General features: G+C 70.3%; 8 protein-coding genes. 4 read left to right on the forward strand and 4 right to left on the reverse strand.

Going from position 1 to position 10162, the window contains the following annotated elements:
- Positions 1-268: 268 nt before the first annotated feature.
- The 3 genes from EOINJALH_RS11645 to EOINJALH_RS11655 all read right to left on the reverse strand — a co-directional run bounded on the left by EOINJALH_RS11645 (position 269) and on the right by EOINJALH_RS11655 (position 6430).
- Positions 269-3718 carry a CARDB domain-containing protein gene (locus EOINJALH_RS11645; protein ID WP_088280523.1) on the reverse strand — a complete coding sequence of 1150 codons (3450 nt, stop codon included), beginning with the start codon at positions 3716-3718 and terminating at the stop codon, positions 269-271.
- Positions 3719-4495: 777 nt separating this feature from the next.
- Complete coding sequence (locus EOINJALH_RS11650) at positions 4496-4945, reverse strand: hypothetical protein (protein WP_144289985.1); 450 nt, start codon at positions 4943-4945, stop codon at positions 4496-4498.
- A 120-nt stretch (positions 4946-5065) separates the two neighbouring features.
- Positions 5066-6430, reverse strand: coding sequence for a GGDEF domain-containing protein (locus EOINJALH_RS11655; RefSeq protein ID WP_088280525.1), 1365 nt, complete (start codon positions 6428-6430; stop codon positions 5066-5068).
- Positions 6431-6730: 300 nt separating this feature from the next.
- Here EOINJALH_RS11655 and EOINJALH_RS11660 point away from each other — a divergent pair, with 300 nt between their 5' ends.
- From EOINJALH_RS11660 to EOINJALH_RS31170, 4 genes are all read left to right on the forward strand, one after another.
- The gene (locus EOINJALH_RS11660) at positions 6731-7657 is read left to right on the forward strand and encodes a winged helix-turn-helix domain-containing protein (RefSeq protein WP_088280526.1); all 927 of its coding nucleotides are present in this window, start codon (positions 6731-6733) and stop codon (positions 7655-7657) included.
- A 180-nt stretch (positions 7658-7837) separates the two neighbouring features.
- Positions 7838-8377 (forward strand): DUF2975 domain-containing protein, encoded by a 540-nt coding sequence (locus tag EOINJALH_RS11665; RefSeq protein ID WP_088280527.1) that lies wholly within the window; start codon positions 7838-7840, stop codon positions 8375-8377.
- A 21-nt stretch (positions 8378-8398) separates the two neighbouring features.
- Positions 8399-8623 (forward strand): helix-turn-helix transcriptional regulator, encoded by a 225-nt coding sequence (locus EOINJALH_RS11670; RefSeq protein WP_088280528.1) that lies wholly within the window; start codon positions 8399-8401, stop codon positions 8621-8623.
- Positions 8624-8865: 242 nt separating this feature from the next.
- Positions 8866-9297, forward strand: a complete 432-nt coding sequence (locus tag EOINJALH_RS31170) for a hypothetical protein (protein ID WP_144289986.1) — start codon at positions 8866-8868, stop codon at positions 9295-9297.
- Positions 9298-9304: 7 nt separating this feature from the next.
- Here the strand turns inward: EOINJALH_RS31170 and EOINJALH_RS11680 are convergent, their stop codons facing one another.
- Positions 9305-10156, reverse strand: coding sequence for a sulfurtransferase (locus EOINJALH_RS11680; RefSeq protein ID WP_088280530.1), 852 nt, complete (start codon positions 10154-10156; stop codon positions 9305-9307).
- Positions 10157-10162: the final 6 nt, after the last annotated feature.

The raw sequence follows: 10162 nt of genomic DNA on the forward strand, positions 1-10162 counted from the left end.
ATGGCCTGGCTTCATATCGGCATCCTGCCGGATTCGCTTGAACGGCAAACCCGCGAAATGCGCCCGTTCAACGAGCCTTCTTGCCGCAGGGTGCCCGCGATCGGCCGCCAAGGGCCGGCCGGCCGGCGGGCGGGCGTCGAGGCCGCGGCCACGACCCTCCGAGCCGGGCATGAAAAAAGGGCCGACCCTTTCGGATCGGCCCTGGTCTCGAAGGCCCCGTCGTGCAGGCCAGGGGCCTGCCGTCGGGACGCGTCGATGACGTGCTGGCTTACTGCACCAGCGTGGTGTTGCCTGCCGTGGCGTTGTTCACCTCGACCGGCTCACGCACCACCCGGCCGTCGTCGGCGATGGCGCCGATGTAGTAGGTGCCGGGCGACACGCCCGTCGGCACCGTGACGGTCACCGACAGCGGGATCGACTGGCCGGCGGAGATGGCGGTGACGGTGGCCGTGCCGAGGCGGCGGTCGTTGGCGGTGATGGTCGAGTTGCTCGACAGGTAGATGCCCACGGTGAAGGACGTCGGGTTCGGCGTGCCGTCGTTGCCCTGGTTGGCCGTGGTGCCGAAGCCGCCCACCCCCTGGTTGAGCAGGGTGGCCGTGAAGGTGGCCGACTGACCGCGGGTGATGGTGGCCGGGGCGGCCACCGCCGAGATCACGAAGTCAGGTCCGTAGACGATCGAGATCGCGCTGCCTGCCAGGCCATTGTTGTTCTCGTTCGACTCCGGACGAACACGGTCGTAGTCGGCAAAGGCACCAAGGGTGTAGTTGCCGGACGGCATGTTCGTGCGCAACTGGGTGGTCACCGTGAAGGGCACCGAGGCACCGGCCGCGATGGACGGCACCGCGACGGTGCCGATCAGGCGGTCGCCGGTACCGATGATCGTGTCGGTCGAGGCGTAGATGCCCACGTTGATCGGTGCGCTGATGGCGGCCAGGCCCTGGTTCTTCAGAGTACCGGTGAAGGTGACCGTCTGCCCAGTGGCCAACGCCGTGCTGCTGCTGGTGATGGCGGTGATCACCAGGTCAGGACGCCAGTTCACCTGCAGGCGGGTGGTGCCGACGCGGATGTTGTTGGCTTCGTTGAACTCGACCAGCGCGTTGTCCGGATCGGCCTGGGCGATGACGTAGTACAGGCCGGTCGGGATGGTGGCCGGGATCGCGCCGGCGCGGCTGACGGTGCGCGACGAGTTGGCGTTCAGGTTGGTGGTGGTGGTCTCGCCCACCACGAAGTCGTCAGCGCTCAGCGTGTTGTTGAGCGACAGGTACCAGCGCACCTTGGGCGTCGGGGCCACCGTGGTGCCGGAGTTCTTCAGCGTGGTGTTGAGCGTCACCGACGCGCCGTCCGTGGCCGTGCTCGGGTTCGACATGCCGGTGAAGTTGAGGTCGACCGACAGCGTCGACGTGGTGATCGTCGTGGCGGAGGCGCGCGTGTTGTTCAGCTCGTTCGACTCAACGATGTTGCCGGCCGCATCGGCGATGGCGCCGATGTAGTACACGCCCGGCGGCAGCGTGACAGGGATCGTGGTCGGCACGGTCAGCAGCGTCGAGGCACCGGCGGCCAGGGCCGGCACCTGCACGGTGGTGACCAGCACGTCGGTGGTCGTGATCACGTTGTCGGCGGACAGGTAGAAGTTCACCGTCGAGGCCGGGGCCACAGTGGCGCCCTGGTTGGCCAGCGTCGCCGTGAAGGTGACGGCACGGCCGGTGTTGCCGGTGGCCGGGCCGGCCAGGGCGGTGAGCGTCAGGTCGACCGGGATGTTGGTGACGTTGACGAGGTTGCCGGCGCGCGTGTTGTTGGCTTCGTCGCCTTCGTCCACCGTGTTGGCGGGGTCGACGATGGCGCCGATGTAGTAGGTGCCCGCCGTCAGCGAGGCCGGCACGGTGCCGGTGACCGCGACGACTTGCGTGCCGCCGGGAACGATGGCCGGTGCGATGGCCGAGCCGATCAGGGTGTCGGCGGTGGTGATGATCGCGTCGGTGGACAGGTAGAAGTTGACGACCGACTCGGGCGCCGCGGTGCTGGTGGTGTTGGCCACGGTGGCAGACGCTGCGATCAGGTCACCGCGCACGGCACTGGCTGGGCCGGTGACGGCGGTCAGCGACAGATCGACCGCCGCGACGACTTCGGTGCCGTTGGGCGACGTGAAGGTGATGGAAGTGAAGGCCGCGGTCGGCGTGAAGCTGACCGAGTACAGGCCGTCGCCAGCGGCCAGGTCGGCGCCAAGGCCGTCGTCCAGCAGCGTCATGGCCTGACCGGCCGACGTGACGGCGGTGACCGGGCCGACGGGCGTGCCGCAGTTGATGCTCAGGGCCTGCAGCTTGGCGGGCACACCGACGGTGAAGCCGACCGGCAGGCGGGCCACCGAGAACAGCGGGCGGTTGACGCAGCTCATCGCGCCGAACGCATCGACGCGGCGGCCGCTGATGGTCTTGCCGGTCATCGAGGGGATGACCTCGCCACCGGCCAGGATCAGGTTCTTGATGGTGCGCCAGTCGCGCGTCGGGTCTTGTGCCTTCAGCAGGGCTGCCAGGCCGGTGACGTGCGGGGCCGCCATCGACGTGCCGTTGGACGTGGCGTAGCTGTGCTTCGGGAAGGTGTAGGTGCTGACGATCTCCTGGCCCGGCGCGCCGATGTGCACCGAACGCCGGCCGTAGTGCGAGAACACGGGCTTCTCGTCGTAGCGGTCGGTGGCGGCCACCGACAGCAGGTTGGGCGCGTCGTAGTTGGCCGGGAAGAACTGCTCGACGTCGTTGTTCAGGCCGTCGTTGCCGGCGGCCGCCACGAACAGGATGTCGCGTTGCGCGTCGAGCGCGTCGCGCAGGATCTGCGAGTACTGGTTCAGGCCGCCGAAGCTGGCGTTGATGGCGACGAGGTTGACGCCGCGGTTGTACTTCAGGTCGCGGGCGTACTCGAGGCAGGCCAGGATCGAGGCGGCATTGCCGTCGCCGTTGGCGTCGAAGGCCTTGCAGGCGATGATCTTGACGTTCCAGTTGACACCGACCACGCCCAGGCTGTTGTTGCCCACCGCGCCCAGGGTGCCAGCGACGTGGGTGCCGTGGAAGTAGTCGTCCATCGGCAGCGAGTCACCGTTCCAGGTGTCGATGCCGTTGATGTCGTCGACGTAGCCGTTGCCGTCGTCGTCGATGCCGTTGCCCGGGATCTCGCCCGGGTTCACCCACATGTTGGCAGCGAGGTCGAAGTGCTCGTAGTCGACGCCCGAATCGATCACCATGACCACGGCGTTGGGGCTGCCGGTGGACAGGTTCCAGGCGTTGAGCGCCTTGATGTCGGCACCGAGCTTGCCGTTGGGGCCGAGCGCGCCAACGCCCGGGTTGTCCAGGTTCCACATCGTCGAGGCGAAGCCGGGCTCGTTAGGCGTGAGCTGCAACTTGACCTTGAAGTTGGCTTCGGCCGAGGCGACGTTGGGGTCGGCCTTGTAGGCGGCCAGCGACTCGGCCAGGGTCTTGTCCGGCGAGGCCCACACATGGTGGACCTTGGAACGGCGGATCTCCTGCAGCTTGACGTTGCCCTCGTTCGAGTGCTTCGCGTCGCGCACCGAATCGGCCACACCGTCCTTGAACTTGACGATGATCTGCCCTTCGCGGTGGTCGTTGCGGGGCGACGTCCACTTTGCATTGCCGAGCAGGGATGTGCCGAGCGCGCCGGCGTCGGCCTGGGTGCTCACGATGAGCAGCGATGCGGCTATTGATGCCAGCATGCGGATGCTCGGTGGTCTGTGGTGCACGGCGGATCCTTTCGATCTGTCCTGTTTGATGATGGAAGCTCATGCTCGCATCGACACGGATTGCTTGATTCAGATCCAGTCTGGTGAACTGGGCCCGAAGCCACAATCGCCTCCCAGCGATGAGCATCGAAGTGCGCGCGCCTCAACCACTTGGCGGGGTCCAGGACTGGACACGCACAGGCCGCGAAACGTCTGCTACCGACGTGTGCAAGCGTAACGGCATTCCCGTCAACTTCAACACGGGTTCCGGTGTGACCAATCGTCGCAGGAGCGCAGCGCACCGCCCCTTCACAGGGGCGTGTCGACAGGGGCCAGGGGCGCATCGCGCGACCGTTTTCAACGGGTCGGGGCGCCGGCTCTACCAGCAGAACCTGAACGGGCCGTGCACACAGAGCAGCCACGCGGCGGCCTGATACAGCGTCGGCGTGCCTCTCTGGCATGCCATGCAAAGTGAAGGGTTTCGCGGCCGCGGCAGGCCGCCGTCGCAGTGCCCACGCGGCCCATGGGGGCGCAGCGGATCGAAGGGATTCGGGGCTCGGGGTCATGACTTTGGGCGAGGTTGATGTGTCTTGGCGAAGGCCTGCCGCGGTGAGCTGCGGCAATCCGTCGCATGGGGAAATCGATGAGACAGGGGCGAGCCATGCCGGCGGCGCTCACCGCTCGATCGCGGTGGCCGTTGGACGGGTCGTGGGCCCCGTGGGCTAGGCGACGGACGCGCTGCCCGGGGGCGGCGCGCATGGCGCGCGCAGATCAGGGCTCAGGCGGTGGGCCCCGCGACCACGCGGCAGGCCAGTGGCGCGCGCCCCAGGTCGGTTGCTGCAGGCCTTCGGGCCATGGCACCTGCACTTCGCGCAAGCCCGGGGTCGGGAGGTGCGCCGGCTGGGCCGCAGGGAGCGCGGCGGGCACCGCACAGGGCAGGCAGTCCAGGACGGCCTCGTCCTCGAGGCCGAGCATGTCGTCGTCGACAGGCCCGTCAACGATGCCCTGGTCGACGATGGCGCCGGCGGCGAATGCGTCGTAGGCAAAGCCGAGGTCGGCCTCGCGCACGGGTTCGGCTGCCATCGTGCCCTGCGGCGCGTCGGTCGAAGGTGCCGACGCCGCCCAGGCTTCGGACATCACCGGCAGCAGCACCAGGGACAGCATCGCCACAAGGGCGAGCCAGCAGGTGCGGACGAGACGGCGATGGCTGAAGCTGTTCACAAGTCCATGTTACGGTTCGTAACCTCGGGTGTGACCCGCCCAGCCGCGGGATGAACCCCTGGACCGGGGGTGCCTGGCAACCCCGGGAACAGGGGGGGTGTGCGCTGGCCGTTCAGCAGCTCAGACGGCCTGCACGCAGCGGTCGCGGCCGCCTGCCTTGGCCTGTCGGAGGGCCTCGTCGGCGCGGTCGAGCAGGCGCTGGTAATCGGGATGGCCATCGAACATCGCCACCCCGATGCTCACGGTGATGGTGGTGCTGGCCTGGCCGCCGACGCGCAACGGCGTCGAGCCGATGCGCTGGCGCAGTCCGTCGGCCACGGCCATCACTGCGTCCGGGGTCACCTCGACCAGCAGCACCAGGAACTGGTCGTCGCCGATGCGGAAGACGAAGTCGCCCGCGCGCACGCTGTCCAGCAGCGCCTCGGCCACCTGGGACAGCACCACGTCGCTGGATTCGAGGCCCAGCGTCTGCACGATGCGGGCAAAGTGGTCGATGTCGATGGTCAACACCGCGAAGCCGGTGTCCTGGCGCTGCGACACGGCGATCTCGTGTCGCATCACCGACGCCACGTAGCGCCGGTTGAGCAGGCGGGTGACGTTGTCGCGCCCATCCTCGGCCTCGATGAAGCGGTCGAACATGGAGCCGAGCAAGGCCTTGATCTCGTCGACCTGCTGGTTGATCCTGCCGATCACCGCGCGGGCCTCGTCATGGCTGCCGCGGGCATCCTTCAACCGCGGCAGCAGGTCGGTCTCGATGTGGGCGACGGACCGCTGGATGCGGCCGATCTCGGGTGCGCCCTCGAACAGCATCGAGGCCTTGTGGTCGAGCCACAGGCCGAACTGCGAACTGCCGAGGCCGACGACCACACCGTGCGAGGCATCGGCCTGCACATCCCAGTAGTAGCGCACGAGGATCTGGTGCGCCCACTCGAGCAGTTGCGACTTCTGCCGCTCGCGCTCGGCCTTCATGTCCTGGCTGAGGAAGAACAGGCGATAGGCCTCGTCCGAGCGCGCCATGCGGTGGGCGTTGGACGTGTAGGCCGTGTTCATCGCGTCGATGGCCAGGTCGATCAGTTCGTGCACGTACTGGATGGCCAGCGCCAGCTGGTCGCGGGCCAGGTCGCCATCGCACAGTTCGCGCGTGATGGCGCGCTTGAGCACGCGCGCGGCCGCAGCCACCAGGTCGATCGGCACACCGATGCGCGCATGCACCTCGCCGATGTGCTGCTGGCGGGCGACGATGTCCCCGACCGACATTTCGCCCGAGAACAGCCCGCGCAGCCACTGGGCCATCGAGGCCCGCAGGCGGCGGTTGACGAGTTCGTGGTCCAGCACCTTGCTGGCCTCACTGTGCGCCAGCAGCGCCGTGTAGAACTCGTCGGCATGGGCTTCCGCGGCGGGATCGATGCGATCGAAGACCTGGCGGCGGACCTGCTCGGGCGTCTCGGAGAGGGTATCGTGCCAGGCTTGCTGTGGTTCGCGCATGGGGCGGTGGACGGGTCGGTGGCGGTGGCGGTGGAGCGGGATGGCTGGGCCGGCGCCGGGGCGCCGCGCTGGCTACCGGCATGTTCCCAGACAGCGGACAGCGCGGGCGTCACCAAGAAGACGGCAAAGCCGGCAAATTCGGGACGGATTGGAGCGCATGTGGCGGTGGCTCCCGGCCCGCGCGGCGTTAAAAATCATTTAAGGTGAACGCACCCGCTTGTGCCACCTCGACCGGGCGCCGCATGCTGCCATCCCGACCTGCGGTCGCGACTGGCTCGCTCGGGCCGCATCCCAGACACCATGCCCATGATCCGCTGCCATCGATTCGGCGTCTTCGAACTGCGCCCGGCCGAGCGCCGACTGCTCCGCGACGGCCAGGATGTACCGATCGGCGGCCGTGGCTTCGACCTCCTGCAGGCCCTGGTCGAGTGCTGCGACCGCGTGGTCACCACCGACGAACTCTACGAACGGGTGTGGCCCGGCCTGGCGGTGGAGCCGAACAATCTGCAGGTGCAGGTGTGGGCCCTGCGCAAGCTGCTGGGGCGCGACGTGATCTCCACCGTGGCACGCCGGGGCTACCGATTCGTGCCGCGGGTGCAGGTGGTCGACGATGGGCTGCCGAGCGACAGCCTGCCGATGGGCCCGGGCCACGGGCCGAGACCCTGGCCGCAGGCCCACCGCCCCGTGAAGGCGCCACCGCACGACGCCTGGCAGGCCTCGGTGGCCGAGGCCTGGCGCACGCATCGGCTCGTCACGCTGACCGGGACCGACCCGCGGCTGCTGCGCCGACAGGCGCACCACGTGTCGGCGCCATGGCGCCACCGGCTGCAGGGGGGCGTGTGGCAGTTCGAGGCATCGGCGCTGCTGCCTGCGCCGATGCCGCACCGCTCGGCAGGCCCCGCCGTGGAGTCCGACGGTGCCGACGACCCGTTGGGCGACGACGCGGCCGAGTTGCCGCTGCCTCGCCTGCTGCAGCGGCTGGCTCAGCGCGAGGCGCTGCTGGTGGTGGTCGACGGCCATCGGGCCGATCCGTCGCTGCGCGACGCCCTGGACCTGGCCCTGGCCCTGGCCCCCTTGCTGCGCATCCTGGTCACCGCACCCGAGGCCCTGGGGCTGCAGGACGAGCAGGTGGTCGCGCTGGCCATGGCAGCCTCGGTGCCCACTGCCCCCACCGCCACCCGGCCGCTGCGCTGGCGCGCCCGGGTGCGGCTGCCGTCTGGGCACTGAGCCGCCCCCGGACAGGTCGCGCGGCCAAGTGCCGCCCTGCCATCGGCCCTTCCCGCCGCCAGACGAGCCGGCGTTCGGCCGGACGCCGGACGCCGGACGCCGGACGCCGGACGGAGCGGTGCAATGATCCTTGACGATCATTAATTATCGTTTTATATTGAATTTTTGTTGATTCACACCATGACTGCGCTGCCCCAAGGACTGACCACGCTGACCCGCGTGGTGCGCGTGCTCACGGCGATCGGGGCGGCGGTGCTGTGCACCGTGCCGCCGATGTTCTGGTTGTCGCCCGACTGGGTGAACGCCAAGGGCGCGGCCATCGCCGGCCTGGGCAGCCACCCGCTGGTGGTCGACGACCGCGCCCTGCTGCTGGGCGCCGTGGGCTCGCTGCCAGCCATCGCGCTCGGCCTGTTCGCGCTGTGGCACTTGTGGGAACTGTTCGGCGAATACGCACAGGGCCGCGTGTTCGGCGCCATAGCACACCGGCACCTGCGGCGATTCGCGTGGGGCATGCTCGCGTCCGCCCTGCTGGCGCCCTTGCAGCGTGCCTGGGTCGGCGTGGCCCTGACGCTGGGCAACCCGCCCGGACAGCGCCTGCTGGTCATCGAGCTGTCGTGGAACGACTACGTGGCCATCCTGGGCGGCGCGGTGCTGCTGGCCATCGCCACCGTGATGGCCGAGGCGGTGCGCCTGGCCGAAGAGAACGACGGCTTCGTCTGAGCCGCTGGGCAACGCCTGAACATGGCCATCGTCGTGAACCTCGACGTCATGCTCGCGCGGCGCAAGATGCGCTCGCGCGAACTGGCGGCGGCCGTGGGCATCACCGAGCAGAACATCTCGCTGCTCAAGAGCGGCAAGGTGCGGGGCGTGCGCTTCGACACCCTCGAGCGCATCTGCCAGGTACTGCAGTGCCAGCCCGGCGACCTGCTGGAGTACCGACCCGACGACGGCGGGCCGGCCCCGTGAGGGCCTCGCGCAGGCGGGGTGCCGTGCTGGCCGCGGTGGTGCTGGGACATGCCGGCCTGGCGGGCTTGCTGATGGACGCCATGCGCCGGCCTGCACCGTTCCGCCCGGCCCCCGCCTCGGCCGAGGCGTCCCCTCGCACGCCGCCAGCGATCGTGTGGTGGTGGCCGCCGCCGCCGTCCCGGGCGGCCGACCCACCAGACCGTCCAGCCGCCGCAGCACAGGACCGCACGCCGCAGCGCATCGTGCCGCCCCGCCCCGCCGCCACGGCCACTCGGGCGACCGCGGCCCGCCCATCGGCCGAGCCGGCCCACGAGCCGGTGGCCCAGGCCATCACGCTGCCTACCGCGTCAGCCGCCGCGCACGATGCAGTGGCGGTGCCGCCGTCGCCGCCCGCGTCACAGCCGCTGGACCTGCGGCTGCGCCGCACGGTCGAGCCGCCCTCCCCCGCGGCCCTGGCGCGCCAGGATGCGCGGCTGCCGGCCAGGCCCGATGCCGACGCGCGCCTGGCCCGGGCGCTGGGCACCGATCAGCGCCTCACCGAGCAGGCGATGGCCGATGGCCTGCGCCTGCGACAGGGCCGCGGCTGCGTGGACCTGAGGCCCGCGCGTGCCACCGCGCTCGACACCTTCAACGCGAGCGCGCGACCAGTGCCGCGGCTGGCCAGCGAATGCTGACGCGGCGTCAGCCCACTGCCACCGGCGCCCCGGGCTGGGCGCACCACTCGCTCCACGAGCCGGGGTACAGCACGGACGAGCCCAGACCCGCCACCTCCAGCGCCAGCAGGTTGTGGCAGGCGGTGACGCCCGAGCCGCACTGCTGCACCACGTCGGCCGCCGCGCGCCCGCCGAGCACGGCCTGCCATTCGTCGCGCAGTTGCCCGGCCGGCTTGAAGCGGCCGTCGGCCGCGAGGTTGTCGCGGAAGAAGCGGTTGACGGCCCCGGGGATGCGGCCGCCCACCGGATCGAGCGTCTCGTTCTCGCCGCGGAAGCGGTCGGTTGCGCGCGCGTCGACGATGAGCGGCCAACCCTGCCCCAACGCGGCACGCAGCTTGTCGTGGTCGACCGCGATCACCAGCGGGGCCAGCGCCTGCAGGCGCCCCGGCGCACGCGCCTCGGCCACGCCCTGCACCAGTTCACCGCCGGCGGCTCGCCAGGCCGCCAGGCCGCCGTCGAGCACCTGCACATCGGCATGGCCCACCCAGCGCAGCATCCACCACAGGCGCGCGGCGTACATGCCGCCGCTGGCGTCGTAGGCCACGACGGTCGATGCCGGCCCGGCGCCGATCGCGGCCAGCCGGGCCGCGAAGGCCTCGCGGTCGGGCAGCGGGTGGCGGCCGTTGCGGCCGGTGCGCGGCGCCGAGAGGTCGCGGTCGAGGTGCAGGTAGACCGCGCCGGGCAGGCGGGCCTGGGCGTGGGCGCGCTCGCCGGCCGACGGGTCGGCCAGGTCGAAGCCGGCGTCGACGATCAGCACGCGGTCGCCGCGCTCGCGCAGCAGGTGCTGGAGTTCGGTGGTGGAGATCAGGGGGCTGTTCATCGTGGG

Source organism: Ideonella sp. A 288 (genome assembly GCF_002198735.1).
Taxonomy (GTDB): domain Bacteria; phylum Pseudomonadota; class Gammaproteobacteria; order Burkholderiales; family Burkholderiaceae_C; genus Pseudaquabacterium.

Excerpts from the sequence above, each read along its gene's own strand:
- EOINJALH_RS11645 (WP_088280523.1), bottom strand. The coding sequence starts at position 3,718 with ATGCTGGCATCAATAGCCGCATCGCTGCTCATCGTGAGCACCCAGGCC.
- EOINJALH_RS11655 (WP_088280525.1), bottom strand. The coding sequence starts at position 6,430 with ATGCGCGAACCACAGCAAGCCTGGCACGATACCCTCTCCGAGACGCCC.
- EOINJALH_RS11660 (WP_088280526.1), top strand. The coding sequence starts at position 6,731 with ATGCCCATGATCCGCTGCCATCGATTCGGCGTCTTCGAACTGCGCCCG.
- EOINJALH_RS11665 (WP_088280527.1), top strand. The coding sequence starts at position 7,838 with ATGACTGCGCTGCCCCAAGGACTGACCACGCTGACCCGCGTGGTGCGC.
- EOINJALH_RS11670 (WP_088280528.1), top strand. The coding sequence starts at position 8,399 with ATGGCCATCGTCGTGAACCTCGACGTCATGCTCGCGCGGCGCAAGATG.
- EOINJALH_RS11680 (WP_088280530.1), bottom strand. The coding sequence starts at position 10,156 with ATGAACAGCCCCCTGATCTCCACCACCGAACTCCAGCACCTGCTGCGC.